The 25,191-nt window shown below is 61.1% G+C and carries 22 protein-coding genes; 9 read left to right on the top strand and 13 right to left on the bottom strand.

Going from position 1 to position 25,191, the window contains the following annotated elements; translation table 11 throughout:
- Positions 1 to 894 carry a LysR family transcriptional regulator gene (locus J5M66_RS16565; protein ID WP_130927136.1) on the bottom strand — a complete coding sequence of 298 codons (894 nt, stop codon included), beginning with the start codon at positions 892 to 894 and terminating at the stop codon, positions 1 to 3.
- Between the two features lie 96 nt (positions 895 to 990).
- Here J5M66_RS16565 and J5M66_RS16560 point away from each other — a divergent pair, with 96 nt between their 5' ends.
- On the top strand, positions 991 to 1,461 hold the full coding sequence (locus J5M66_RS16560; protein ID WP_207808543.1) for a cupin domain-containing protein: 471 nt from the start codon (positions 991 to 993) through the stop codon (positions 1,459 to 1,461).
- A 119-nt stretch (positions 1,462 to 1,580) separates the two neighbouring features.
- Here the strand turns inward: J5M66_RS16560 and paoC are convergent, their stop codons facing one another.
- The 4 genes from paoC to J5M66_RS16540 all read right to left on the bottom strand — a co-directional run bounded on the left by paoC (position 1,581) and on the right by J5M66_RS16540 (position 7,377).
- Positions 1,581 to 3,779: an aldehyde oxidoreductase molybdenum-binding subunit PaoC gene (gene paoC, locus J5M66_RS16555; protein WP_207808544.1), complete on the bottom strand. Its 2,199-nt coding sequence runs from the start codon at positions 3,777 to 3,779 to the stop codon at positions 1,581 to 1,583.
- On the bottom strand, positions 3,776 to 4,732 hold the full coding sequence (locus J5M66_RS16550) for a xanthine dehydrogenase family protein subunit M (RefSeq protein ID WP_016775138.1): 957 nt from the start codon (positions 4,730 to 4,732) through the stop codon (positions 3,776 to 3,778). The genes paoC and J5M66_RS16550 overlap by 4 nt, the downstream gene beginning before the upstream one ends.
- On the bottom strand, positions 4,729 to 5,352 hold the full coding sequence (gene paoA / locus J5M66_RS16545) for an aldehyde dehydrogenase iron-sulfur subunit PaoA (RefSeq protein ID WP_041480864.1): 624 nt from the start codon (positions 5,350 to 5,352) through the stop codon (positions 4,729 to 4,731). Before paoA ends, J5M66_RS16550 begins: the two co-directional genes overlap by 4 nt.
- Before the next feature lie 270 nt (positions 5,353 to 5,622).
- Entirely contained in the window at positions 5,623 to 7,377 is a 1,755-nt protein-coding gene (locus tag J5M66_RS16540) for an L-lactate permease (RefSeq protein ID WP_056789178.1), read from the bottom strand.
- Positions 7,378 to 7,621: 244 nt separating this feature from the next.
- On the opposite strand from J5M66_RS16540, the gene J5M66_RS16535 reads away from it, so the two are divergent.
- On the top strand, positions 7,622 to 7,828 hold the full coding sequence (locus J5M66_RS16535) for a hypothetical protein (protein ID WP_016775135.1): 207 nt from the start codon (positions 7,622 to 7,624) through the stop codon (positions 7,826 to 7,828).
- Between the two features lie 51 nt (positions 7,829 to 7,879).
- Here the strand turns inward: J5M66_RS16535 and J5M66_RS16530 are convergent, their stop codons facing one another.
- Positions 7,880 to 8,161, bottom strand: coding sequence for a hypothetical protein (locus J5M66_RS16530; RefSeq protein ID WP_016775134.1), 282 nt, complete (start codon positions 8,159 to 8,161; stop codon positions 7,880 to 7,882).
- A gap of 280 nt (positions 8,162 to 8,441) precedes the next feature.
- Here J5M66_RS16530 and J5M66_RS16525 point away from each other — a divergent pair, with 280 nt between their 5' ends.
- Positions 8,442 to 9,464 carry a hypothetical protein gene (locus J5M66_RS16525; RefSeq protein ID WP_207808546.1) on the top strand — a complete coding sequence of 341 codons (1,023 nt, stop codon included), beginning with the start codon at positions 8,442 to 8,444 and terminating at the stop codon, positions 9,462 to 9,464.
- Positions 9,465 to 9,554: 90 nt separating this feature from the next.
- Positions 9,555 to 10,175, top strand: a complete 621-nt coding sequence (locus J5M66_RS16520) for a TetR/AcrR family transcriptional regulator (protein ID WP_024013291.1) — start codon at positions 9,555 to 9,557, stop codon at positions 10,173 to 10,175.
- Positions 10,176 to 10,312: 137 nt separating this feature from the next.
- Here the strand turns inward: J5M66_RS16520 and preA are convergent, their stop codons facing one another.
- The 3 genes from preA to hydA all read right to left on the bottom strand — a co-directional run bounded on the left by preA (position 10,313) and on the right by hydA (position 14,559).
- A complete protein-coding gene (gene preA / locus J5M66_RS16515; protein WP_207808547.1) occupies positions 10,313 to 11,587 on the bottom strand; it encodes an NAD-dependent dihydropyrimidine dehydrogenase subunit PreA in 1,275 nt (424 codons plus the stop codon).
- Positions 11,588 to 12,955 (bottom strand): NAD(P)-dependent oxidoreductase, encoded by a 1,368-nt coding sequence (locus tag J5M66_RS16510; RefSeq protein ID WP_207808548.1) that lies wholly within the window; start codon positions 12,953 to 12,955, stop codon positions 11,588 to 11,590.
- A gap of 164 nt (positions 12,956 to 13,119) precedes the next feature.
- Entirely contained in the window at positions 13,120 to 14,559 is a 1,440-nt protein-coding gene (hydA, locus tag J5M66_RS16505; RefSeq protein ID WP_150741059.1) for a dihydropyrimidinase, read from the bottom strand.
- A gap of 624 nt (positions 14,560 to 15,183) precedes the next feature.
- Here hydA and J5M66_RS16500 point away from each other — a divergent pair.
- The 4 genes from J5M66_RS16500 to J5M66_RS16485 all read left to right on the top strand — a co-directional run bounded on the left by J5M66_RS16500 (position 15,184) and on the right by J5M66_RS16485 (position 20,183).
- Entirely contained in the window at positions 15,184 to 16,668 is a 1,485-nt protein-coding gene (locus J5M66_RS16500) for an NCS1 family nucleobase:cation symporter-1 (RefSeq protein ID WP_024013288.1), read from the top strand.
- A 136-nt stretch (positions 16,669 to 16,804) separates the two neighbouring features.
- Positions 16,805 to 18,088 (top strand): Zn-dependent hydrolase, encoded by a 1,284-nt coding sequence (locus tag J5M66_RS16495; RefSeq protein WP_207808550.1) that lies wholly within the window; start codon positions 16,805 to 16,807, stop codon positions 18,086 to 18,088.
- Positions 18,089 to 18,288: 200 nt separating this feature from the next.
- Positions 18,289 to 19,785: a helix-turn-helix transcriptional regulator gene (locus tag J5M66_RS16490; protein WP_071172794.1), complete on the top strand. Its 1,497-nt coding sequence runs from the start codon at positions 18,289 to 18,291 to the stop codon at positions 19,783 to 19,785.
- Positions 19,786 to 19,925: 140 nt separating this feature from the next.
- Positions 19,926 to 20,183, top strand: a complete 258-nt coding sequence (locus J5M66_RS16485; RefSeq protein WP_123442222.1) for a DUF1652 domain-containing protein — start codon at positions 19,926 to 19,928, stop codon at positions 20,181 to 20,183.
- A 994-nt stretch (positions 20,184 to 21,177) separates the two neighbouring features.
- Here J5M66_RS16485 and J5M66_RS16480 read toward each other — a convergent pair.
- The 4 genes from J5M66_RS16480 to J5M66_RS16465 form a co-directional block, all read right to left on the bottom strand.
- A complete protein-coding gene (locus tag J5M66_RS16480) occupies positions 21,178 to 21,945 on the bottom strand; it encodes an SDR family oxidoreductase (protein WP_024013283.1) in 768 nt (255 codons plus the stop codon).
- 37 nt (positions 21,946 to 21,982) lie between these two features.
- A complete protein-coding gene (locus tag J5M66_RS16475; RefSeq protein ID WP_206421987.1) occupies positions 21,983 to 23,050 on the bottom strand; it encodes a phosphotransferase family protein in 1,068 nt (355 codons plus the stop codon).
- Between the two features lie 163 nt (positions 23,051 to 23,213).
- On the bottom strand, positions 23,214 to 24,182 hold the full coding sequence (locus J5M66_RS16470) for a 2-hydroxyacid dehydrogenase (protein ID WP_125926941.1): 969 nt from the start codon (positions 24,180 to 24,182) through the stop codon (positions 23,214 to 23,216).
- A 156-nt stretch (positions 24,183 to 24,338) separates the two neighbouring features.
- Positions 24,339 to 24,722 (bottom strand): tautomerase family protein, encoded by a 384-nt coding sequence (locus tag J5M66_RS16465; RefSeq protein WP_123442224.1) that lies wholly within the window; start codon positions 24,720 to 24,722, stop codon positions 24,339 to 24,341.
- A 226-nt stretch (positions 24,723 to 24,948) separates the two neighbouring features.
- Here J5M66_RS16465 and J5M66_RS16460 point away from each other — a divergent pair, with 226 nt between their 5' ends.
- Positions 24,949 to 25,143 carry a hypothetical protein gene (locus J5M66_RS16460; RefSeq protein WP_016775120.1) on the top strand — a complete coding sequence of 65 codons (195 nt, stop codon included), beginning with the start codon at positions 24,949 to 24,951 and terminating at the stop codon, positions 25,141 to 25,143.
- Positions 25,144 to 25,191 lie beyond the last annotated feature (48 nt).

The raw sequence follows: 25,191 nt of genomic DNA, 5'->3' as shown, positions 1-25,191 counted from the left end.
TCAACCGCGATAGCGCAACGCCTCCAGCAACAACGCAAACGCTGGCGCTGCCTGGCGCCGGCTCGGGTAGTACAGGTGATAACCGGAAAATGTCGGGCACCAGTCTCCCAGCACCTGGACCAGGCGACCGTCCGCCAGAAAGGGCGCGACGACGTTTTCCGGGATGTAGCTCAGCCCGAAACCGTCCAGTGCGGCGTCGAGCAATGGGTACACACCATTCAGGGTGACCTGGCCGGAGACGCGCACCTTCAGGCTTTCACCGTCCTTTTCGAACTCCCACGAATACAGCCCGCCATTGGTTGGCAGGCGCAGGTTGTTACAGGCGTGGTCGGTCAGGTCGCGCGGGGTTTGCGGCGGATCGCGCCGGGCGAAATAGGCGGGGGAGCCGACTACGGCCATGCGCATGTCTGGACCGATACGGGTGGCGATCATGCCTTGGGCGACGTCTTCGCCCAGGCGCACACCGGCATCGAAGCCCTGGCCGGCGATGTCGACGAAACCATAGTCACAGCAAACCTCGACGGACACATCCGGGTACTGCGGCAGGAAATCCTGCAACACCGGACGCAGGATCCAGTTCAGCGAATGGTCGGTGGCGCTGATGCGGATCTTGCCCGCCGGGGTTTCACGCAGGTTGCTCAGGGCGGCCAGTTCCACCTCGATTTCCTCGAAGCGCGGGCCGATGGTTTGCAGCAAATGTTCGCCGGCCTCGGTCGGCGAAACGCTGCGCGTGGTGCGGGTCAGCAGGCGCAGGCCGAGTCGCGCCTCGAGACTGCGAATGGTGTGGCTGAGCGCCGATTGCGACACGCCGAGTTTGGCCGCAGCCTTGGTGAAACTGCGTTCACGGGCGACGGCGAGAAAGGCGAGCAGGTCGGTGGCGTTTTCCCGAAGCATTGATGATTGTCCTGCATAAGTTTTTTCGGATTCTAGTCGATTATCCAAAGAGTGCGGATCGCTACAGTGGTTGCATCATTTATTGGAGGAAATGCCATGAACCCGATTGCTGCTTCCGCACTGACGCTCTCGCTGCTGGCTGGTGAGGTGCAGGCCACTGAAAATCCGCGTGTCACGGTCACACCGAATGGCTCGCAACCGTCGGCCAAAGGCCCTGCTGACTGGTTTACCGGCGCGGTGCGGGTGGATGCGCCGTTCAAAGGCACCGATGAGGCGCGGATCAGCGGCGCGACCGTGACGTTCGAGCCGGGCGCGCGCACTGCATGGCATACCCATCCGCTGGGGCAGACATTGATCGTCACCTCGGGGGCAGGCTTCGTGCAGGAGTGGGGCCAGCCGGTTCGTGAAATCCGCTCGGGCGATACCGTGTGGATTGCCCCAGGCGCCAAACATTGGCACGGGGCAGCACCGACGACGGCGATGAGTCATATCGCGATCGCCGAAGTGCTGGATGGCAAGGTGGTGGACTGGATGGAGCAGGTCGGTGATGAGCAATATCCGCGCTAAGCGAGGCACCCTGCAGGAGCTGTCGAATGCAACGAGGCTGCGATCTTTTGATCTTGCTTTGGAGATCAAAGATCGCAGCCTGCGGCAGCTCCTACAGGGGTGTTTTACGTCGACTTTCTTCAGATCATCTCCGGCAACGAATCAAGAATCTTGTCCAGCGTGATCGGATATTCGCGGACCCTTGCGCCGGTGGCGTTGTAGATCGCATTCGCCACCGCCGCACTCACGCCGCAAATCCCCAATTCACCTACGCCCTTGGCCTTCATCGGCGACGAAATCGGGTCGGTTTCTTCGAGGAAGATCACTTCCTGATGCGGGATGTCGGCGTGCACCGGCACTTCGTATCCGGCGAGGTCATGGTTGACGAAAAAGCCCAGACGCTTGTCCACCGCCAGCTCTTCCATCAACGCCGCGCCGACGCCCATGGTCATCGCGCCGATGACCTGACTGCGTGCCGACGTCGGGTTGAGAATTCGCCCCGCAGCGCACACCGCCAACATGCGCCGTACGCGAACTTCGCCAGTGGCGGCATCGACGGCGACTTCGACGAAGTGCGCGCCGAAGGTCGATTGCTGATACTTCTCGGCCAGATCACCGAATTCGATGCTGTCCTCGCCGACCAGTGCGCCGCCTTCAGCGGCATTGCGTAGCGGCAGGCTCTTGCTGCCGACGCGCACCTGACCATCGGCGAACTCCGCTTGATCCGCCGCCAGCCCCAGCTTGGCCGCCACCGCTTCGCGCAATTTCACGCACGCAGCGTAGACCCCGGCGGTCGAGCAGTTGCCGCCGAACTGGCCACCGGAACCGGCCGATACCGGGAAGTCCGAATCGCCCAGACGCACCACCACATCATTGAGGCCAACGCCCATCATCTCGGCAGCGGTCTGCGCGATGATCGTGTAGCTGCCGGTGCCGATATCGGTCATATCCGTTTCAACAACGACCTTGCCGTCACGCTCCAGGCGTACGCGGGCGCCGGACTTGACCAGCAGGTTGTTGCGAAACGCCGCCGCCACGCCCATGCCGATCAGCCAGCGGCCTTCACGACGGGTGCCCGGTTGCGCCTTGCGCTGCTCCCAGCCGAATTTCTCCGCGCCGATCTGCAGGCATTTGACCAGTTGGCGTTGGGAGAACGGCCGCTCGGTTTTCACCGGGTCGACTTGAGTGTCGTTAGCGATGCGGAACAGTACCGGGTCCATCTTCAGTTGTTCGGCCATTTCGTCCATGGCGATTTCCAGCACCATCAGCCCCGGCGCTTCACCCGGCGCGCGCATGGCATTGCCTTCAGGCAGGTCGAGCGGGGCGAGGCGCATGCTGACGCGGCGGTTTTCTGCGGCGTAGAGCAACTGGCTCGGTTGCGCGGCCAGTTCGACCTTGCCGTCGGCGAGGTTGCCCGACCAGCCTTCATGGGCAATGGCGGTCAGCTTGCCGTCCGCCGTTGCGCCCATGCGGATGCGCTGAATCGTAGCCGGGCGATGGGTGGTGTTATTGGCCATTTGCGGGCGGGCGAGGGCGACTTTCACCGGCCGCCCCGCCATGCGCGCGCCGAGAGCGGCGAGAATCACGTCGGCGCGGATGAACAGTTTGCCGCCGAAACCACCGCCGATGTACGGCGAGACCAATCGGACTTTTTCCTTCGGCAGGCCGAGGGTTTTTGCAATGTCACCGACACTCCAGGCGACCATCTGGTTCGACGTCCACACGGTCAGTTGATCGCCTTTCCACGCGGCCAGTGTGGCGTGCGGTTCCATCATCGCGTGGGACTGGTCCGGCGTGGTGTAGGTCTGATCGAACTGCACCGGCGCGGCGGTGAAGGCCTTGTCGAAGTCGCCGTGATTGACGTCTGGCAACTCGTCTTTTGGCTCGACGCCGAGGTCTTTGACGCTGGCCAGATCGAACTTGCCTTCGCTGGTCTCGTAATCGACCCTGACCAATTGCGCAGCGGCGCGGGCCTGTTCGAAGGTTTCGGCAACCACCAATGCAACGGCTTGCTGGTAGTGCTGTACCTCGGGACCGGCGAGCAGATGCGCGGCGTTGTAATCACCTTTGTCTAGCTTGCCGGCGTTCTCGGCAGTGACGATTGCAAGTACGCCGGGCGCGGCTTTGGCTTCGTCGAGATGAATGGCTTTGATTCGGCCTTTGGCAATCGCCGAGTCAACCATGAAGCCGTAGGCCTGATTGGCCGCTGCTTCATGTTGCTCGTAGGCGTAAGTGGCCTGGCCGCTGGTTTTCAACGGGCCTTCGATGCGCTGGGTGGGCTGGCCGACGACCTTCAGGCGGTCGATGGGGTTGGTGGTGGCGGGCGTGTCGAATTTCATGCGGTTTCCCTCGCTTGCGCCAACACCGAAGCCAGCGTGCGCTCGACCAGTGTCAGTTTGAATTGGTTGTCATCGGTGGGTGTAGCGCCTTCGAGCAGGCGTTCGCTGACCGCTTTGGCGCCCTTGGGCAACAGCGCTTCAGCGGCTTCGACCCGCCACGGTTTCGGCGCAACGCCGCCGACGGCGACACGGCCGGTGCCGTCCTTTTGCAGGATCAGACCGACTGAAACAAGGGCAAACGCGTAAGACGAGCGATCGCGGACCTTGTGATAAATGTGCGTGCCGCCAACCGGCGCAGGCAGGGTCACGGCGGTGATGAATTCACCGGGTGTGAGGCTGGTTTCGATGTGCGGCGTGTTGCCCGGCAATTGATGGAAATCCGCCATGGGAATGCTGCGCGTGCTGCCGTCAGGCTTGACCGTTTCGATCTGCGCATCCAGCGCGCGCATGGCGATGGCCATGTCGCTCGGGTGGGTGGCGATGCAAGCGTCGCTGACGCCGATGATTCCGAGTTGCCGGGTCACGCCACCGATCGCCGCGCAGCCGCTGCCGGGGTTGCGTTTGTTGCAGGCTTGGTGGGTGTCGTAGAAGTACGGGCAGCGGGTGCGTTGCAGCAGGTTACCGGCGGTAGTCGCCATGTTGCGCAACTGCCCGGAAGCCCCGGCGAGCAAGGCGCGGGAAAGCAGGGCGTAGTCCTTGCGCACGCGCGCGTCGGCGGCCAAATCGGTGTTGCGTACCAGCGCACCGATGCGCAGTCCGCCTTCGGGCGTGGCTTCGATCTGGTCCAGGCCGAGGTGGTTGATGTCGATCAGGTGTACCGGGGTTTCGATGTCGAGTTTCATCAGGTCGAGCAGGTTGGTGCCGCCGGCGATGAACTTGGCGCCTTCGACTTGCGCAGCCTGGGAAGCGGCTGCGGCAGGCGAGTCGGCGCGGCTGTAATTGAAGGCTCTCATGCCGGCACCTCCGCGACTTCAGTGATGGCTTCGATGATGTTCGAGTAAGCGCCACAGCGGCAGATATTGCCGCTCATGCGCTCCTGCAGTTCGGCGGCAATCAGTTTCGGCGGCTCGGTCAGGCTCGGGCTGACGTGGCTGGGGATACCGTCGCGGATTTCCTTGAGCACGGCGACCGCCGAGCAGATCTGCCCAGGGGTGCAATAGCCGCACTGGTAACCGTCGTGCTTGATGAACGCGGCCTGCATCGGGTGCAGCTTGTCCGGCATGCCGAGGCCTTCGATGGTGGTCACCTCACTGCCGTCGTGCATCACTGCCAGGGTCAGGCAGGAGTTGATCCGCCGACCATCGGCGATCACCGTGCAGGCGCCGCACTGGCCGTGGTCGCAGCCTTTCTTGGTGCCGGTCAGGTGCAGGTGTTCGCGCAGTGCGTCGAGCAGGGTAGTGCGGGTGTCTACTTCGAGGGTTTGCGGTTTACCGTTGACTTGCAGGGTCACTTGACTCATGGCCGGTTGCTCCAGACTGGCCGCGTAGGCCTTGAGGCTGATAAAGGGGGGCATGGCGAACGCCGTCGCGGTTACGGCGCCGAGGATCATGAAGTTGCGTCGGGAAATCGGCATGGTTCGATTCCTTTTCTCTCATCGGGCGGCAGGATTGCAAAAGGCCCAAACGGGCGCGCCGGCATGCATGCCAGTCTCGTAAAAGGAGTGACCGCAGCGGGAGGGAAAAGGTTTTGTCGGATTTGCGCTAAAGAGTTATGCGCTGAGCTCATCAATTGACCTGTGGAAGCGAGCCTGCTCGCGAAAGCGTCGGGTCAGACCCAGCCGCTGCTGGATGTGCCGACCTCTTCGCGAGCAGGCTCGCTCCTACAGTGGGGATGTGTTTTTCAGTTATGGCCCACCCACCACCATTGAGGTAAACGGTGCAACATACGCCTGCAATGTCACCAGCCCGCCAACCAGAATCGCCAGCACGATGGAGTGGAAGAACACGTAACGCAGGATCTCGCCCTCATGCCCGTACCAACGGGTCGCGGTGGAGGCGACGACGATCGACTGCGCGTCGACCATTTTGCCCATCACCCCACCGGAACTGTTCGCTGCCGCCATCAGCACCGGACTGATACCCAGCTGTTCCGAGGTCACCCGTTGCAAGCCGCCAAACAGCACGTTCGAAGCAGTGTCCGAGCCGGTCAGCGCCACCCCCAGCCAGCCGAGCAGCGTGCCGAACATCGGATAGAAAATCCCCGTCGCCGCGAACGCCAGGCCCATGGTCGCATCCAGCCCCGAATAGCGGGTGAGGAAGCCCAGCGCGAGCATCGCTGCAATCGTGATCAGCGAAAAACGCACCACCCACAGCGTGCGCAGGTATTGCTTGATCAATTGCGGGATCGAATACCCCATCAGCAGACCGCCGACAATCGCCGCCAGCAAAATCCCGCTGCCGGTCGCGGTCAGCCAGGTGAACTTGTAAATCGCTTCCTCGGCTTTCGGCGCCGCGACCACAGGCGGCACTTTTTCTATTTGCAGATGCAGACCGGTGAAGGTCACCGCCGGGGCGAATATCGGATTGGCCTCGCGTACCGGTTTGCCTTGCGGGTCGAGCTTGGCCGATTGCGTGACCGGGTCGATCACCGGGCGCGTATCGAACATGTTCTTGAAGCCCTGCGTGCCCCAGGCAAACACGAACACCGTGAGAATGATCCACGGCATCCACGCACGCATCACTGCCGGGCGCGCCTGATCGCTGAACGCGGCGCTGGCGGTGACTGTTTCTTCGTCGACCTTGGAGTTGTCGACGCGCCCGGACAGCGCTGCCGAGGTGTGGATGGTCGCCGGTTTCCACACCTTGAGGAACAGCGTCAGGCAGGCCATGGAAATCAGCGCAGCGATGACGTCCACCAGCATCGGCCCGTGATAGTTCGAGACGAGAAATTGCGGGATGGCGAAACTCACTCCAGCCACCAGAATCGCCGGCCACACCTCAAGCATCTTGCGCCACCCGGCAAATGCCCAGATCAACCAGAACGGCACCAGCACCGAGAAGAACGGCAGCTGTCGACCGACCATCATCGACAGCTCCATCTCATCCAGCCCGGTGACTTTGGCCAGGGTGATGATCGGCGTGCCCAGCGCACCGAAAGCAACGGGTGCGGTGTTGGCGATCAGTGCCAGGCCGGATGCGGCCAATGGCGAAAAACCCAGGCCGATCAGAATCGCCCCGGTCACCGCCACCGGCGTGCCAAAGCCTGCCGCACCTTCGAAGAATGCACCAAAGCAGAAGGCGATCAGCAGCAACTGCAAGCGTCGATCATCGGTGATGCGCGCGAGGGAGTCCTGCAGCACTTTGAACGAACCGTTCTCGGTGGTCAGGCGATGCAGAAAAATGATGTTGAGCACGATCCAGCCGATCGGCAGCAAGCCATTCGCCGCGCCGAACAACGCCGCCGAACCGGCCATGCCCGCCGGCATGTCGAAGGCGAAAATCGAGATCAGCAGGGCCGACGCCAGCGCCAACAACGCCGCCAGATGCGCCTTGACGTGAAAGAACGCCAGCGCCGCGAGCATCACCACCACCGGCACTGCGGCCATCAGCGTGGAGAGTACCGGGTTGCCGAACGGGTCGTAGATTTGCTGCCAGACCATGATCCACCTCTGCTTATTGTTATTGAGGGCGCAGATCCATTGCATGGGGGTAGGTTGCAAGCAGTATAGGTGGCGTTACGCCGCTGTTCGGCTGCGACGGACGAGCCGACAAACGGTCGATAGTGGCCACTGAATCAACGCGCTTTTGCCCGGTCGTATCTGCGGCTGCGCGCACTGCGTCCCGAAGACGCGGGCAGCGTGGCGATTTCCGTCGTCAAGACCTTGGGTTTTAGGGAAGTGTTGAATGAAGCAAGCGACAACCATGCTGCTCACTGTGACCGCCGCCGTATTGCTCAGCGGCTGTATTGCGGATTTTGATGATGACCACCGCCATGGCCGGCACTACGACCGCGACCACGGCCGCTATTACGACCATGACCGGCGCTGGGACGACCGCGATGACGACCGCCGCGATGGCCGTCGTTATCACCGTGATCGCGATGATGACTGATTGAGTGAAGAGGGCGTTCCCATCAAAGGAACGCCCTCTGTGCATCAGCCTTCAGTTGAAAAAACGAGCGTTCGCCTGGACGCGGGATCGCGCAGGCAGCGAGGCCTCGTGATCGAGCAAATGGGTGGCGAGTATGTCGCTCAGAAAACGGAACTGATCGTTGAGGCCGACCACTTCATTGCTGAAATGGTTGCTGGCGGCGGGCATCAGCAGATCGTCGAAATCTTCGTTGAACACCAGCGTCTGCGCCTTGCGCGGCACGACGTGCTGTTGGTAGTAGTTGCTGCCGAACACCGGGAAACTCACGGAGAGGGTGACTTGGGTGTGGATCATGGTGTGAACGCCTCGTTGTGTTTCGGATGAGTCAATCGTGCCTTTCATCATGGGAGGGCGGAAGGCAATCGTGGCGATGGTGGATATCGATGTCGGTGATGGTTGAGCATTTGCAGTGGGGCTGATGGCGCCTTCGCGAGCAGGCTCGCTCCCACAGGTGCAAGGCATTCAGATGTGGGAGCGAGCCTGCTCGCGAAGAGGCCGGAACCTTCAGCATCGAAATCGACTGACCCACCTATACTCAAACCTGCACCTCCCCAAGCCAAAGGACACCACCACCGTGAACCCACGAGCGCTGGTCGTCGCCGCACTGCTTTTGCTGGCCGGCTGCGCCACCTCGGCTCGGGCGCCGGTGAGTGCGCCGCAAGCGGTGGTGGTGTCTGCGCAAACCTGGCAGCAGATCGACCGCGAGATCCTCAGCGCTTCGCAACAGGCCACCGAGCAGGTCAAGCTGTTCGCCCGTGGCTCGATGGAACATTGGCGCACTCGGGTCTATCAGCAAACTGAAGAAAATTTCATCCCTTGGTTCAGCAGCTACTGGACCCAGGAATGGCTGTCGATGAAGGTCAGTTGGTACACGATCAGCGCCGGCGGTGAGCAGGACGCTTCGGCGAAACGGCTGGCGGCGTATCTGCTTGAGCAATATCAGGAAAAAGTCCTCGCGCCGGTCGCCGTGGAGATCGATCCGGATGCGATTCTGGCGCAGGCCACGGCGTTCTATGCGCAGTTGATGGCGCAGCAGATGCCGCTCATCGCCCAGCGTCATGGTGTGCCGATTGCGCAGCTCAACGGGCGCTTGCAGAAGATCCCGGCCATCGCCCTCGGCCCGCCGCCCGCGCGGGATGCTTCGCTGTTCAAAGTCATCAGCACCGAGCCGCTCAACACCCTCCCGGCGTACGCCGCGCTGATCGACAAGATCCACACCGACGGCGGCGCCAGGGGCATTTCCTCTACCGACGCGGCGATGGCTCCGGTGGCCAAGCGCGCCAGCCAGCGCATCGAAGCAGAAATGGCCCCGCGCGGCGCCGCCAGTGCGGTGGCGGCAGCGGCGGGTAAACTCGCCGGGGCGATGATTTCGGTCGGCGTGGCCGGCATACGCGCAATCATCCAGGCCAACGACCGCCCCGACAGCGAAGCGCTGATCCGCAGCAGCCTCGGCAATACCTTCGACAAGGCCTGGCAGAAGCTGCTGCAGAACCCGACGACGGGGGTGATGGCTGGCACGTTGCACATGGCCGGGCAGGTCGAAGGTAATTTGGGCGTGAATAAACCAACGCCTATCGGTGTGAGCGCTGTGCCATAGCGCTTGTACCTGCGAAGTTTTGTTGGCGGCGGTCGCGCCCGGATCAGAGCGGATGCTAGTCTTGCGCAACGCTGTTGTCAGGGAGCCCACATGGGCAATCACAAGATCGAAATTCGCCGCAGTAACGTCGAGAAAATCCTGCTGGCGGCGGAAAAGGTTTTCGCCGAAAAAGGCTTCGGCAGCACCGCCATGGCGGACATCGCTGCCGAAGTGCAGTTGCCGCGTTCCAATCTGCATTACTACTTCAGCACCAAGAGCGAGCTGTACAGCGCAGTGCTGTTCGATCTGCTGGAAGTGTGGAAGCAGGACGCGCTGTGCTTCGAGATGTTCGACGACCCGCGCGTGGTGCTGAGCAGCTACATCCGCGCCAAGATGAACCACTCACGCAGCCGGCCCTATGGCTCGAAAGTCTGGGCCAACGAGATCATCCACGGCGCGCCGACCCTGGGCGAGGCGCTGGATGCGAGCCTGTATGACTGGGCGAAGATGAAGGAAGCGAAGATTCGCCAGTGGGTCGAGGACAAGCGGATTCTGCCGGTGGAGCCGTCGGGGTTGCTGTACATGATCTGGGCGTCGACCCAGCACTACGCCGACTTCGATCATCAGGTGAACATTCTCAATGATCACCAGCCGTTGTCGGATATGCAGTTCGAACGGGCGGTGCAGACCGTGACGGGTGTGATTTTGCGCGGGATCGGGCTGGAGCCTTGAATCCTGTGGTGGCCGGGCTGGCCTCTTCGCGAGCAGGCGCGCTCCCTCGCGAAATTGATCGTTCCCATGCTCCGCGTTCCAATGGGACGCAGAGCGTCCCGGGCTGCATTCCCACGCAGGAGCGTGGGAACGATCAATTAAACCGCGACGTGGTAGGGGTTGCGCGGATCATGATTCCAGTCCAGAAACGGCTTGCCCGTGTCCATCGGCACCATCTCGATGCAGTCGGCCACGGGGCAGGTGATCTGGCACAGGTTGCAGCCCACACATTCCTCATCGATCACTTCATATTTATGCGTACCGTCGGCCTGTTTCAGACTGCCGATCGCCTGGTGTGAGGTGTCCTCACAAGCGATGTGGCAACGCCCGCAACCGATGCACGCCTCCTGGTCGATCTTTGCGATGACTTGGTAGTTGATATCGAGGTACTTCCAATCCGTGGTGTTACCCACGGCGCGCCCGGAAAACTCGGCGATATTGGCGTAACCCTGGCTGTCCATCCACCGCGACAGGCCATCCTTCATCTCTTCGACAATGCGGAAACCATGCAGCATCGCCGCCGTGCACACCTGCACCGCACCGCTGCCCAGCGCCATGAACTCAGCGGCGTCGCGCCAGCTGCCGATGCCGCCAATGCCGCAGATCGGCAAACCCTGGGTCTGCGGATCACGGGCAATTTCCGCGACCATGTTCAGCGCAATCGGCTTGACCGCCGAACCGCAATAACCGCCGTGAGTGCTTTTGCTGCCGACGGTGGGCAGGGCGACCATGTGGTCCAGGTCGACACTGGTGATCGAGTTGATCGTGTTGATCAGCGACACCGCATCGGCGCCACCACGATGCGCCGCCCGGGCAGCGACGCGGATATCGGTGATGTTCGGGGTGAGTTTGACGATCACCGGCAGCGAGCAGTACTTCTTGCACCAGCGCGTCACCTGCTCGACATACTCCGGCACTTGGCCGACCGCCGCGCCCATGCCGCGTTCGGGCATGCCGTGGGGGCAACCGAAGTTCAGTTCGATGCCGTCGGCGCCAGTGGCCTCGACCAGCGGCAGGATGTGTTTCCACGACTCCTCGACACACGGCACCATCAGCGACACGATCAGCGCGCGATCCGGCCAATCCTTCTTCACTTGGGTGATTTCGCGCAGGTTGATTTCCAGCGAGCGGTCGGTGATCAGTTCGATGTTGTTGATGCCCAGCACTTCGCGATTGGCACCGTAATGCGCCGAATAACGCGAGGAAACGTTGACCGCCGCCGGATCCTCACCCAGGGTTTTCCAGACCACGCCACCCCAGCCCGCTTCGAAGGCGCGGACCACGTTGTAGGCCTTGTCGGTGGGTGGTGCGGACGCCAGCCAGAACGGGTTGGGCGCTTTGATGCCGGCGAAGACTATCGAGAGATCGGCCATTTACGCAGCCTCCACGTTGAGCATCAGTTGAGCGTTGATCGCCTCGGCGGCGCGTTTGCCGTGCTGCACTGCTTGCACGGTGAGGTCCTGATCGAGGCTGGTGCAGTCGCCGCCGGCATACACACCGGGGACGCTGGTGCGCAGGTGTTCATCGACCTCGATGCGTTCGCCCTGACGCTTGAGTTCGCGCGCCAACGGATCGCTGAGAGCGCTGTCATCGAAGCTCTGGCCGATGGCTTTGAAGATCGCATCGGCAGCCAGCTCGAAGGTTTCTCCGGTGGTTTGCAGACGGCCTTCAACCAGATCGGTGCGGGCGAAACGCATGCCGCGCACGCGGCCCTGATCATCGAGCAACACTTGCTGCGGCTGGGCCCAGGTCAGCAATCGCACCTGATTGGCTTTGGCGATGTCCTGCTCATGGTGGGTGGCGCCCATGTCTGCGGCACCACGGCGATACACCAGATTGACGTCGCGCGCGCCGAGGCGGGCCATCTGCACGGCCATGTCGATCGCGGTGTTGCCGGCGCCGAGAACGATGCAGCGTTCAGCCAAGGGCAGTTGCGTGAGGTCATCGGCCTGGCGCAGTTCGCGGATGTAATCGGTGGCGGCGAGCAGGCCCGGCGCGTCTTCGTGGGCCAGACCGAGTTGCTTGCTGGCATTCAGGCCGAGGCCGAGGAATACCGCGTCGAACTGCTGATGCAGTTCGCTGAGGGTGAGGTTTGCACCGAGTTTCTGGCCGTGGCGGATTTCTATTCCGCCAATCTGCAGGAGAAAATCCAGTTCCTTCTGCGCGTAGTCATCGACCAGTTTGTACTTGGCGATGCCGTACTCGTTGAGCCCGCCGGCCTTTTCCCGTGCTTCGAAAATCACCACGTCATGCCCGTGCATCGCGCTGCGATGGGCGCAAGACAACCCGGCCGGCCCGGCGCCGACCACGGCGATACGTTTGCCCGTGGCCGGGGCGCGCTGGAACGGGTGTTCAGCGAAATGCGCATTGTCCACGGCGTAACGTTGCAGCAGACCAATCAGCACGGGCGCGCATTCCTGCGCGTTGTTGCGCACGCAGGCTTGCTGGCAGAGGATTTCCGTCGGACAGACCCGCGCGCAACTGCCGCCGAGGATGTTTGCCGAAAGGATTTTCTGCGCCGCGCCTTGGACGTTGTCCTGATGGATGTTGCGGATGAATGACGGGATGTCGATTTCGCTGGGGCATGCATTGACGCAAGGCGCGTCGTAGCAATACAGGCAGCGCGAGGCTTCCAGATGCGCCTGCCGGGCATTGAGCGGCGGCGCCAGATCAGTGAAATGGCCGGCAAGGACGGCCGCGCCTTCTTGCGGGTGGGGGAGGTGGTTCAGGGTCTCGATCACGGTTTATGGCCTCATGGCTAATTGAGGTGCTGCCTCTGGTGGGCAGTGGTTGATCGTTCCCACGCTCTGGGTGGGAATGCCCCAAGGGACGCTCTGCGTTCCAATGGGACGCAGAGCGTCCCGGGCTGCATTCCCACGCAGAGCATGGGAACGATCACTAGGGGTCAGCGTTTAACGGCAGTCGGCTTATGCAACTCCGCCCGCTTGCTCAACAAATCAAACACCGCCGGATAGGCCGGCCGTTCGATGTAGCGTCCGGCGCCGCGTTCGGCGCGCAGGTCGCCGTCGGCCCAGACCACGCGGCCCTGGCTGACGGTGTGGCTCGGCACGCCGCGCACGGTCTTGCCTTCGAAGATGTTGAAGTCCACCTGCTGATGGTGGGTCTTGGCGGAAATGGTCCGTGTGCCTTGCGGATCCCACAGCACCAGATCGGCGTCGGCGCCCACGCGGATCGCACCTTTGCGTGGATAGAGATTGAAAATCTTCGCTGTGTTGGTGGAGGTCAGCGCGACGAAATCCTGCATCGACAATCGTCCGGAGTTGACGCCTTCATCCCACAACACCGCCATACGGTCTTCGATACCGGCGGTGCCGTTGGGAATCTTGCTGAAGTCGTCGCGGCCGGCGGCTTTCTGCTCGGCGCAGAAGCAGCAGTGGTCGGTGGCGGTGGTGTGCAGATTGCCGTTCTGCAGCCCGTGCCACAGCGCCTCCTGATGGCCGCGTGGACGGAACGGCGGGCTCATCACGTAGCCGGCGGCGGTCTGCCAGTCCGGGTGTTGATAGACGCTGTCGTCAAGCAGCAAGTGCCCGGCCAGCACCTCGCCGTAAACCGGCTGGCCCTTGCTGCGGGCATAGGTGATTTCGTCCAGAGCTTCCTTGGTGGAAACGTGCACCAGGTACAACGGCGTTCCGATGGTTTCGGCGATACGGATCGCCCGGCTCGCGGCTTCACCTTCGACCTGCGAAGGTCGCGACAGCGGATGCGCCTCCGGCCCGGTAATGCCCTGGGCCATCAGCTTGCGTTGCAGGTGATAGACCAGCTCGCCATTTTCCGCGTGCACGGTCGGCACCGCACCAAGTTCCAGGCAGCGCTCGAAACTCGCCACCAGAGTGTCGTCGGCGGCCATGATCGCGTTCTTGTAGGCCATGAAATGCTTGAAGCTGTTGATGCCGTGGTGGCTGACCAGCTCGGCCATTTCCTCGCGCACCTGCTCGCTCCACCAAGTGATCGCGACGTGGAAGCCATAGTCCGACGCAGACTTTTGCGCCCAGCCGCGCCACTGATGAAACGCTTCCATCAGCGATTGCTGCGGATTGGGAATGACGAAATCGATGATCGAGGTAGTGCCGCCGGCCAGGCCGGCAGCGGTGCCGCTGTAGAAATCCTCGCTGGCAACGGTGCCCATGAACGGCAGTTGCATATGCGTATGCGGATCGATGCCGCCGGGCATCAGGTACTGGCCACTGCCGTCGAGCACTTCGGCGCCGGCGGGAATGTCGAGGTTTTCACCAATGGCTTTGATCACGCCGTCAGCGCAATAGACGTCGGCGCGGTAACTTTCATCATGGGTAACAACGGTGGCGCCACGGATCAACAGAGACATTCCGGATTCCTCGCAGGCATGACCGACTTGTGCCGGTTCTAGATGTTTTATTGAAGTACAGCGGCGCAGTTCGTATTCCTGTCATCGCTGTCAGGAATAGAAACTAGTCGCGATTTCAAGAATGATCAAGAATATTTTTTATAAGCTTATAGCTATTTCAAGCTATTGATAAATAAGGATAAATAATGGAAATCACCAAAATGGTGAGGCTGCTCACCATTTTGACGCACTTGACAGGATGGAAATATGAGCAAGATTTCCTATGTGAAATCAGCCGCTTGAAGTTGTACTGCGGTTGCGGGTTCACCGACAAAAATAAATGCAGTGCACCAGTTTGAGTCCTGACACTTCGGACAACTTGCCCGACGTTTAGCCTGAGCGTTCAGACAAGTTTTCCCGGACTCATCGAATATTCAATTAAAACTGATGAATATCAGAAAGTTGCAAAGCGTTCAGTGCACCGCCCAAGCGTTAAGCGCCAGACCCGGCACGTTTATTGATCCCGCCGCTGACACCATGGCCGGTGCATGAAAGTTGTCAGTTCCTCCGGCCATCGTCCGGCTGGCGTCGTATGCGCCAGCCGCCTGATGAGCAAAAAATAATCAGAAGAACAGTGGAGCGGCCATGCAACAGACCAGATCACAAGTGACCGAGCGCGACGGCTTGTACGAGCTCGAAGCGGGCAGTGATGTCCTCGACAGTCCCCGCTACAACCACGACATGGCACCGACCAAGGTGCGCGAACGCACCTGGAACAAATGGCACATCACCGCGCTGTGGGTCGGCATGTCGATTTGCGTGCCGACCTACACCCTCGGCGGCGTGCTCACCGCCTATTTCGGCTTGAGCGTCGGCGAAGCGCTGTTGGCGATTCTGTTTGCCAACGTCATCGTGTTGATTCCGCTCACCCTCAATGCTTTCCCCGGCACCAAGTACGGCATTCCGTTTCCGGTGCTGCTGCGCTCGTCGTTCGGCATTCTCGGTTCCAACGTGCCGTGCCTGATCCGCGCGTTGGTGGCGTGTGGCTGGTTCGGCATCCAGACCATGTTCGGCGGCCTGGCGATTCACCTGTTTCTTGGCTCGGTGTTCGAGGGCTGGAAATCCCTCGGCGGCACCGGCGAGGTGATCGGTTTCATGGTGTTCTGGGCGCTGAATCTGTGGGTGGTGATTCGCGGTGCCGAGTCGATCAAATGGCTGGAAACCTTGTCGGCGCCGTTACTGGTGGCGGTGGGCATAGGCCTGCTGGTGTGGGCGATGCCCAATGTGTCGATGACTGAGTTGCTGGCGATCCCGCCCAAGCGTCCGGAAGGCGCCAGCGTGGTGAGTTACTTCGCGGCAGGGCTGACGGCAATGGTCGGGTTCTGGGCCACGCTGTCGCTGAACATTCCCGACTTCAGTCGCTACGCCAAGAGCCAGAAGGATCAGATCCTCGGGCAGATTTTCGGCCTGCCGCTGACCATGTTCCTCTTCGCCGCGCTGGGCGTGGTGATGACCGCCGCATCGGTGAAACTGGTCGGCGTCACCGTGTCCGACCCGGTCACGCTGATCGGCCATATCCAGAGCCCGGTATGGGTCGCTGTGGCCATGGCGCTGATCATCGTTGCCACACTGTCGACCAACACCGCCGCCAATATCGTCTCGCCAACCAATGACTTCCAGAACATCGCGCCGAAGGTGATCAACCGCACCAAAGCGGTGTTGCTCACCGGTCTGGTCGGGCTGGTGCTGATGGGCCATGAACTGCTGAAAAAGCTTGGCCTGATCGTTTCCGACATCAGCCTGGAAACCGTGTACTCGAACTGGCTGCTGGGCTATTCGAGCCTGCTCGGGCCGATCGCCGGGATCATGGTGGTGGATTATTTCCTGATCAAGAAACAGCGACTGGACCTCGCGGGGCTGTACCGCGATGACGTGTATCCGGCGTGGAACTGGGCCGGTTTTCTCGCCTTTGGCGTGCCGGTGGCGCTGACCTTGCTGTCGCTGGGCAGCGACGCGTTCAGCTGGTTCTACAGCTATGGCTGGTTCACCGGCTCGGCGTTGGGCGGGATTATTTATTACGGGTTGTGCGTGATGCGGGCGCAGCCTTCTGCCGTAAAAACCGCGGTGTAACACATGATCGTTCCCACGCTCTGCGTGGGAATGCAGCCCGGGACGCTCCGCGTCCCAACAGCGGACGCAGAGCGTCCATGGATGAATGCCCACGCAGAGCATGGGCACTATCGGCATCAGCATTGAGGAGATCCCCATGAACGCAGCCGTAGACGTTCTGCAATCCACCCATCAGCACATCAACCGCGATCGCCTCTGGGCCTCGCTCATGGAACTGGCCAGACTCGGCGCCACGGTCAAAGGCGGCGTCTGTCGCCTGGCCCTGACCGACCTCGACCGCCAGGCGCGCGACCTGTTCGTGCAGTGGTGCAAGGACGCCGGTTGCAGCGTCACGGTCGATGCCGTGGGCAACATTTTCGCCCGGCGCGCCGGGCGCAACCCGAACCTGCCGCCGGTGATGACCGGCAGCCACATCGACACTCAACCCACCGGTGGCAAGTTCGACGGCTGCTTCGGTGTGCTCGCCGGCGTCGAAGTGCTGCGCACCCTCAACGACCTCGGCGTGGAAACTGAAGCGCCGCTGGAAGTGGTGGTCTGGACCAACGAAGAGGGCTCACGCTTCGCCCCGTGCATGATGGGCTCCGGAGTCTTCGCCGAGAAATTCACCCTCGAAGAAACCCTCGCCAAGGTCGATGCCGATGGCGTCACGGTCGGCGAAGCACTGAATGCCATCGGCTACGCCGGCCCGCGCAAGGTCAGCGGGCATCCAGTCGGCGCGTACTTCGAAGCGCACATCGAGCAAGGCCCGATCCTCGAGGACGAAGAGAAAACCATCGGCGTGGTACTCGGCGCGCTAGGGCAGAAGTGGTTCGACCTGAAATTGCGCGGCGTCGAAGCCCACGCCGGCCCGACGCCGATGCACCTGCGCAAGGATGCCCTGGTCGGCGCCTCGGTGATCGTCGGCGCCGTCAACCGCGCCGCCCTCGGCCATCAGCCTCACGCCTGCGGCACGGTCGGCTGCCTGCAAGCCTATCCCGGCTCGCGCAACGTGATCCCCGGCGAAGTGCGCATGACCCTCGACTTCCGGCATCTGGAGCCGGCGCGGCTGGATTCGATGATTGCCGAAGTGAAACAAGTGATCGAGGCGACCTGCGAAGAGCACGGCCTTTCTTACGAATTGACCCCGACCGCCGACTTCCCGCCGCTGTACTTCGAAAAGGGCTGCGTGGAAGCGGTGCGCGGCGCAGCGAAAGGGCTGGGTCTGTCGCACATGGACATCGTCAGTGGCGCCGGGCATGACGCGATTTTCCTCGCCGAGTTAGGCCCGGCGGGAATGATTTTTGTGCCATGCGAGGGTGGGATCAGCCACAACGAAATCGAAAATGCAGCGCCGGATGATCTGGCGGCGGGGTGCGCGGTGTTGCTAAGGGCGATGCTCGCGGCTTCGGCGATGGTGGCGGCCAGCGAGCGTGCCGCCTAAGGTAAACACACCAAGCAAACATGTGGAAGCGAGCCTGCTCGCGAATGCGCCGGGTCAGTCACCGAATGGCCTATCTGACACTGCGCTTTTGCGAGCAGGCTCGCTCCCACAGGGGTTTCTGGCGATTTTGAGGCTGTGGCACGATCCCGAGCCGCTGCGGTCGTACTCTTCACCTAGCCGCATTACAGTGTGGAGATCCAATGAGCCAGGAAGTCCTGACCACCGAAACCAACCGTCGCCAGTTGCAGCAGATCATCGCCGGGCTGTCGGACGGGGTGATTCTGCTGGAACTCGACAAAAGCATTCTCTGGGCCAACGAAGCGGCGCTGACCATGCACGGTGTCAGCACCATCGGTGATCTGGGCAGCAACGCCGACGAGTACGCCAAACGCTTCACGCTGCGCTATCGCAACAATCATGTCTTGCCGCCGGACAACTACCCGATCAGCCGCGTCGCCCGTTGCGAGGCGTTCAATGATGTGCTGATCGAAGTCTCGTCCGTGGACGACCCGGAGCGGGTCTGGGTGCACAGCGTGCGCAGCATGGTGCTGACCGACCGCGTCGGCCAGCCCGAGTCGCTGGTGCTGATCATGAGCGACGTCACCGATTGGGCCAACGCCGAGCTGCGCTTCGAAAAAACCTTCAACGCCAACCCCGCGCCGGCAGTGATCTGTCGTCTCAGCGATTTGCGTTACATCAAGGTCAACCCGGGCTTTCTGGAAATGACCGGCTATACCCGCGATCAGGTGATCGGCACCTCGGCTTACGAAATCGATATCTTCGAGCAGGCCGATCAGCGCGATCTGGCCGTTCAGCGCTTGCGCGATGTCGCGACCATTCCGCAGATGCAGGCAGAACTGCGCCTCCCCGACGGTGGCAGTAAACAGGTGATCGTTGCCGGTCAGCCGTTGCTGCTCAATGACGAGAATTGCATGCTGTTCTCCTTCGTCGACATGGAGCCTCGGCGCCGGGTCGAAGTGGCCTTGCGTCAGAGCGAGGAGCGATTTGCCAAGGCTTTTCGTCTGACTCCGGTGCCGATTCTGATCTGCACCGCTGAAAAGCAGGAGGTCATCGACGTCAACCAGGCATTTCTCGATACCCTGGCCTATGACAGCGATGACGTACTCGGGAAAACCGTGACGCAATTGAGCTTCATCCACGATGACGGCGCGCGCACGCGACTGCTGTCGGCGCTGGCGAAGAACGGTCGGGTCGATCGGGTCGATGTGCCGGTGCGCAAGAAGGACGAGGAGTTGCTGGAGTGTGCGGTCTCGGCCGACACCGTGAACATTCACGACACGTCCTGCTATTTGCTGGTGTTGATGGACATGACCGAGCGCAAGCGCACTGAGCTTGAGCTGGTCGCGGCGATCGAAGAAGTGATGAAAGATGCGTCGTGGTTCAGCCGAACGCTGATCGAGAAGCTGGCCAACGTGAAGAAGATCAACTCGCCGCAGCTGCCAAGTGCCTCGTTCACTGACCTGACGGCCCGTGAACGCGATGTGCTGGGTTTGATCTGTGAAGGACTGGCGGACAAGGAGATCGCCGCGCGGTTGAAACTGGCGCCCAATACCGTGCGCAATCATGTTGCCACTGTGTACTCGAAAATCGATGTGCATAGCCGCAGCGAGGCGATCGTCTGGGCTCGGGAGCGCGGTTTGTTTTCGGGAGAGTGGGGCACCAAGGGCCAGCGCTGAGGGGTGCAAATGCACTAGTTACAAGGGTGCAAATTCATGTATTGGCCAAGGCGTTGTGTTCTTAGGCTGGTGGGGTGCGGTGTAGACCATTTCGGGTTTGCGATCGTGCCCCTTTTGAAACAGTCATAGGAACAACGTCAATGATGAATCTTGCGCAGTTGCGCGCTCGGCTCGAGCACAGTTTTGCGCCGCTAGCTTGTGAGTGTTCGGTGGATGGTGATCATTCGCTGACGGTCAAGTTGTATCACCGGGATTCGGGGCAGGTGGATCTGGTGATCAGCGGGCTGGATCTGGCTTCGCTGCGTACGCCTGGGGCGGTCGAGGCGTTGGTGGGGGAGTTGCGGTATGAGCTTGAGAGCAATTCCTTGCGTTCTTCGCGGGATCCGGATTTGGCTTAAGCGCGCTTTGGTCTTGGCGACCTTTGGGCCGGCCATGCTCTGGGGGGGGTGGGTGTATATCCGTTTCTGCGGGTGTTGCGGCTGGCGGTTTCGCCCTTACGGCGAGTCACCTTTTCCAAACGCCGAAAAGGTAACCGAAAAGGCTTGCTCCTGCGTTCGGCCCTCGCAGGCTCGGGTTCCTTCGCTCCGGGACTGATCCGGGCGCAGCGGCTACGGTTTGCTCCGCTGCACCTCCTTCCGCTGTGTACGACTGCGTCGTACGGTCGCTGCACTCCCACGCCCGGATCAATCCCTCCACTCAGCCTTCCGACGTCGCCTGTGAATCAAGATCAAAAGCGGTACTCGAGCTAACGCTCATCGTGTTGGGTGGTGGGGTGGCTTGCTTATTTGATTTTGCTTTTCTGTGGGAGCGAGCCTGCTCGCGATGAGGCCCTCGCCGACAACGATGATCTCAATCCAGCCCTCTGCCGGAAAATCCCCGCAAAACCGACAGCCAATCCCAGCCAATCTCCCCAATCCACTGGCGCTAACAAGGCGCTCAGCTATAAAGAATGAGTGGTCAGGTCTTCCGCGGCCGGTTGGGTTGCGGGAGTTTGTCTCCCTTTACCGCGGGTCGTCCTATGAATAATCCTGGGAAACGCGTATTGCCGTTGGCTTTTCTTGCTGTGCTGTTGGCCGGTTGTTCCAGTCCTCCACCGCCTGCGCCTGTCGCGCCGCCGCCACCGCCGGAACGTCGGTGTGAGGTGCTGGAGAATACTGAGGTTGCCGGAGATATGTATGTCGATGGGCAGGTAACTCGCCACATCACCACTACCCGTTGCATAACCCAATAACACTCGCGATTCCTCGATTGCACGAGGCTTGGAACCCAGCAGTGACCCTGTGGGAGCGAGCCTGCTCGCGAAGGCGTGGTATCAGTCAAAACACAGCTGACTGACCCAACGCTTTCGCGAGCAGGCTCGCTCCCACACGGGTTAGCAATTTGCCCTGGAAATCAGGACAGGAACCCGCCATCCACATTCAGCGCCACACCAGTGGTGTAGCTCGACGCATCGCTGGCCAGGTACAACACCGCGCCGGCCATTTCGCTTGGGTCGGCTACGCGTTTGAGCGGGATCTGGGTCAGTGCCTGTTTCAGAATCGCATCGTTCTTGACCAGCGCCGAGGCGAATTTGGTGTCGGTCAGGCCGGGGAGCAGGGCGTTGCAGCGGATGCCGAATTGCGCGCATTCCTTGGCGAAGACTTTGGTCATGTTGATGACCGCCGCTTTGGTCACCGAGTAAATGCCCTGGAAGATACCCGGCGAGATGCCGTTGATCGAGGCGACGTTGATGATGCTGCCGCCACCGTTTTCGCGCATCAGCTTGCCGGCTTCGACCGACATGAAGAAGTAACCGCGAATGTTTACATCGACGGTCTTCTGGAACGCGCCCAGATCGGTGTCGAGTACGTTGCAGAATTGCGGGTTGGTTGCGGCGTTGTTGACGAGGATGTCGAGGCGGCCGAATTGTTCCTTGATCCCGGCGAAGACCTGGCTGATCTGCTCCATCTCACCGATGTGGCAGGCCACGGCTGTTGCCTTGCCGCCGGCGGCGGTGATGGCGTCGGCGACGTGTTGGCAGCCTTCGAGCTTGCGGCTCGAGACGATCACATGGGCGCCTTGCTGGGCCAGCAGTTTGGCGATGGCTTCACCGATGCCACGGCTGGCACCGGAGACGAAAGCGATTTTGCCGTCGAGGTCGAACAACTGAGTCTTGGACATGGGTTTCCCTTGTTGGAAGTCTTGTTATTGGCCCGGATCAGAGGCTGGATTTCTGGATGACCTGCAGGCTCATCTGCTCCAGCAGTTTGTTCATGTGAATGAACTGCGCGAAGCGTTTGTCCTGCGTCTGGCCATGGTAGAAGCGGTAGTAGATCTGCTGCACGATGCCGGCCAGGCGGAACAGGCCGTAGGTGTAGTAGAAGTCGAAATTGTCGATGCGGATGCCCGAGCGCTCGGCGTAGTAGTCGACGAATTCGCGGCGGGTCAGCATGCCCGGTGCGTGGCTTGGCTGGCGGCGCATCAGTTGCACCGGTGCCGGGTCACCGGCTTCGATCCAGTAGGCGAGGGTGTTGCCCAGGTCCATCAGCGGGTCGCCGAGGGTGGTCAGTTCCCAGTCGAGCACGCCGATGATCTGCATCGGATTGGCCGGGTCGAGGATGACGTTGTCGAAGCGGTAGTCGTTGTGGACGATGCTTGAGGTCGGGTGGTCGGCCGGCATCTTGTCGTTGAGCCAGGCTTTGACTGCTTCCCAGTGCGGCGCGTCCGGGGTCAGGGCTTTTTCGTAGCGCTCGCTCCAGCCCCTGATCTGCCGCGCGACGTAGCCTTCGGGCTTGCCCAGATCGCCGAGGCCGCAGGCGTTGTAATCGACCCGATGCAGTTCGACGAAGCGGTCGATGAAGCTTTTGCACAGCGCTTCGGTTTTCGCCGAATCAAGGCCCAGTTCCGGCGGCAGTTCGGCGCGCAGGATGATGCCTTTGACCCGTTCCATCACATAGAACTCGGCGCCGATGACGGCCTCGTCAGTGCAATGGACGTAGGCCTTCGGGCAATACGGAAAGCCGTCGCGCAGTTGGTTGAGAATGCGGAACTCACGGCCCATGTCGTGGGCGGATTTGGCCTTGTGGCCGAACGGCGGGCGGCGCAGAACGAATTCCTGCTCCGGGTATTCCAGCAGGTAGGTCAGGTTCGACGCGCCGCCGGGAAACTGGCTGATCTGCGGCGTGCCGGTCAGGCCGGGAATGTGCGCCTTGAGGTACGGATCGATCAGGCTGGCATCGAGTTCTTCGCCCGCGCGGATCCGGGTGGACTGGTCAGTAAGCGCCATGCTTATCCCTTCTGCTTATTTTGGAGGCCAGACATCATTGGCTAATCTAATGGCGCGCTCGGGTGCTCACAAGCGCGGGTCGGTCTTATAGGTTAGCGTGTTGCTGGATAATCAACTTTGAGAATGGGGCGAGCAGCGGCGCAGACCGAGGATCCTGCGCGCCTTAATGCACGCGCTGGTTGCTCAGTTTCGGTGGCAGGGCGACAGGCGTCAGCACCGGTTGCCCGGAGAAAAACGCCATCAGGTTTTTGCCGACCAGTTCGACAGTGCCTTGCGTGGCTTCAGGGGAAAGCCCGGCGACGTGTGGGGTCAGCACAACGTTGCTGAGGTGTTTCAGGGCATCAGGCACTTCCGGTTCGTGATCGAACACGTCCAGCGCTGCGCCGGCGATACGACGTTGTTCGAGTGCAGTGATCAGGTCTGCCGTTGCGATAACGCTGGCGCGGGCGATGTTGACGATAAATCCCTTGGGGCCGAGGGCATCGAGCACGGCTCGCGTCACCAGATGTTGAGTAGCAATGCCACCAGGCGTGGCAACGACCAGAAAGTCCGAAGCTCGCGCCAGATCGGTCGGTGTCGAGCAGAACGCATAAGCGACGTCGCTGCGCACCTGGCGGTTGTGGTAGCTGATCTGCATGTCGAAACCCAGCTCCGCACGCTTGGCAATCGCCATGCCCACGGCGCCCAGCCCGAGGATGCCCAGACGCTTGCCGGCCAGCGACGGGCGCATGATTTTCGGCCATTCACCGCGGCGCACGGCGGCATCGCAGCGCGGGATGTCGCGGACCAATGCCAGCAGCAATGCCATCGCATGATCGGCCACTGACGAGGCATTGACTCCGGCGCCATTGGTGACGGTGATCCCGCGGTCACTGGCTGCTTGCAGATCGACCTGTTCATAACCGGCGCCGATCACCGTGATGATTTTCAGGGCGGGCAGGGCGCTGATCTCTTGCGCAGTCAGGCCCAGCGGGCCACGAGTCAGCACGGCGTCGACGCGACTGCCATGGGTGGCGATGGCTTGCGCGCGTTCGGCTGGCGTTGGTGCAAGGATCAGGTGGAATCCCTGATGCTCAAGAATCGGCAGATAGTCATTGATCGTTTCAACCAGTACCAGAACGGTTGCGGGCATTGCGCGGCTCCTGTGATTGGCGGCGGGTGGGTCGCGAAAGTCGAGTCAGAGTGCTGAATCCGCAGCGGCTTGGCAATCGTTGCATTCACGCAGTGGTGCTTTGATTCTGGACGGGTTCGTGGAACAAGCAAGTACGCAGGCATGGCGCACGACCCATCAGCTGACGTATTGCGCAACACCATTACCGAACGACCAGTTCTCTTTCTTTACCTCCAGCAGATTGATGAACACATCCTCCAGGCGAATACCCAGTTGCGCATGCAGGCTCTCGGCAATGGTTTTGAACAGCAATTGTTTCTTTTCCACGCTGCGCCCTTCGCTGATGGTGATCTGGATGAACACCACGCCGTCGCTGCGCTGGATGCCGAGGTATTGCGGGTCATAAACGAAATGCTGGGCGTCATGTTCGTTGAGAATCTGGAAGTTGTCGTGCTCGGGCACATCGATACAGCTGCGCAGGGCGGCGTAGATCTGTTCGCCGATGCGCCTGGCAAAAGTGGGATCGGGATTTTGCTGGATGTCGACGCGGACCAGTGGCATGGGGGCTCCTTGGGTTATGGCTTCTCACACGCTAGATCAAGGTCAGGGTTCTGGCAGGTAATTGGTCTGGAATATTGCAAATTCCGTGTATGAGGCGGCTTACGTGACTCGCGGATTTTGCCTACGGGAATGGCAGATGCGTCTGCTGGTCAGCATCCGTATGGATGCGAAATCATCACGCCTCAGAGCAGCTTGCGCGATAGCTGCCACCAGCCAGGGAAGGCGAATGCTTCAAAACGACCGGGAAAACCTCGAACTGGACAAGCTGATGAATGAAATACGCAAGCTTGTGGCCGAGAGGAAAAAACTTGTGGCGGAAGAAAAAAAGATGAAATGGGAAACCTATTTCTACCCGGTTGCGGTAGTGGCCGGAATGTTGACCGCGACAGCGGCCTTGATCGGCCTTTCGCTCAAGTTATGAATGTGCGCGTTTCGCTCTATCCAACCCGTTACCCGCGAAAAAGGAAAT

Origin of the sequence: Pseudomonas sp. 67(2021), from assembly GCF_017491835.1 — a bacterium.
Lineage (GTDB): Bacteria > Pseudomonadota > Gammaproteobacteria > Pseudomonadales > Pseudomonadaceae > Aquipseudomonas > Aquipseudomonas atacamensis.
This window is presented reverse-complemented; position numbering and strand designations above follow the sequence as displayed.

Bases quoted from the DNA above. Each gene is read 5' to 3' on its own strand.
- J5M66_RS16470 (WP_125926941.1), bottom strand. From the start codon at position 24,182: ATGCCCGCAACCGTTCTGGTACTGGTTGAAACGATCAATGACTATCTG.
- J5M66_RS16485 (WP_123442222.1), top strand. From the start codon at position 19,926: ATGATGAATCTTGCGCAGTTGCGCGCTCGGCTCGAGCACAGTTTTGCG.
- J5M66_RS16465 (WP_123442224.1), bottom strand. From the start codon at position 24,722: ATGCCACTGGTCCGCGTCGACATCCAGCAAAATCCCGATCCCACTTTT.
- J5M66_RS16530 (WP_016775134.1), bottom strand. From the start codon at position 8,161: ATGATCCACACCCAAGTCACCCTCTCCGTGAGTTTCCCGGTGTTCGGC.
- J5M66_RS16480 (WP_024013283.1), bottom strand. From the start codon at position 21,945: ATGTCCAAGACTCAGTTGTTCGACCTCGACGGCAAAATCGCTTTCGTC.
- J5M66_RS16550 (WP_016775138.1), bottom strand. From the start codon at position 4,732: ATGAGAGCCTTCAATTACAGCCGCGCCGACTCGCCTGCCGCAGCCGCT.
- J5M66_RS16475 (WP_206421987.1), bottom strand. From the start codon at position 23,050: ATGGCGCTTACTGACCAGTCCACCCGGATCCGCGCGGGCGAAGAACTC.
- J5M66_RS16520 (WP_024013291.1), top strand. From the start codon at position 9,555: ATGGGCAATCACAAGATCGAAATTCGCCGCAGTAACGTCGAGAAAATC.
- preA (WP_207808547.1), bottom strand. From the start codon at position 11,587: ATGGCCGATCTCTCGATAGTCTTCGCCGGCATCAAAGCGCCCAACCCG.
- J5M66_RS16490 (WP_071172794.1), top strand. From the start codon at position 18,289: ATGAGCCAGGAAGTCCTGACCACCGAAACCAACCGTCGCCAGTTGCAG.
- paoA (WP_041480864.1), bottom strand. From the start codon at position 5,352: ATGCCGATTTCCCGACGCAACTTCATGATCCTCGGCGCCGTAACCGCG.
- J5M66_RS16460 (WP_016775120.1), top strand. From the start codon at position 24,949: ATGCTTCAAAACGACCGGGAAAACCTCGAACTGGACAAGCTGATGAAT.
- J5M66_RS16540 (WP_056789178.1), bottom strand. From the start codon at position 7,377: ATGGTCTGGCAGCAAATCTACGACCCGTTCGGCAACCCGGTACTCTCC.
- J5M66_RS16500 (WP_024013288.1), top strand. From the start codon at position 15,184: ATGCAACAGACCAGATCACAAGTGACCGAGCGCGACGGCTTGTACGAG.
- J5M66_RS16565 (WP_130927136.1), bottom strand. From the start codon at position 894: ATGCTTCGGGAAAACGCCACCGACCTGCTCGCCTTTCTCGCCGTCGCC.
- J5M66_RS16535 (WP_016775135.1), top strand. From the start codon at position 7,622: ATGAAGCAAGCGACAACCATGCTGCTCACTGTGACCGCCGCCGTATTG.
- J5M66_RS16560 (WP_207808543.1), top strand. From the start codon at position 991: ATGAACCCGATTGCTGCTTCCGCACTGACGCTCTCGCTGCTGGCTGGT.
- J5M66_RS16495 (WP_207808550.1), top strand. From the start codon at position 16,805: ATGAACGCAGCCGTAGACGTTCTGCAATCCACCCATCAGCACATCAAC.
- paoC (WP_207808544.1), bottom strand. From the start codon at position 3,779: ATGAAATTCGACACGCCCGCCACCACCAACCCCATCGACCGCCTGAAG.
- hydA (WP_150741059.1), bottom strand. From the start codon at position 14,559: ATGTCTCTGTTGATCCGTGGCGCCACCGTTGTTACCCATGATGAAAGT.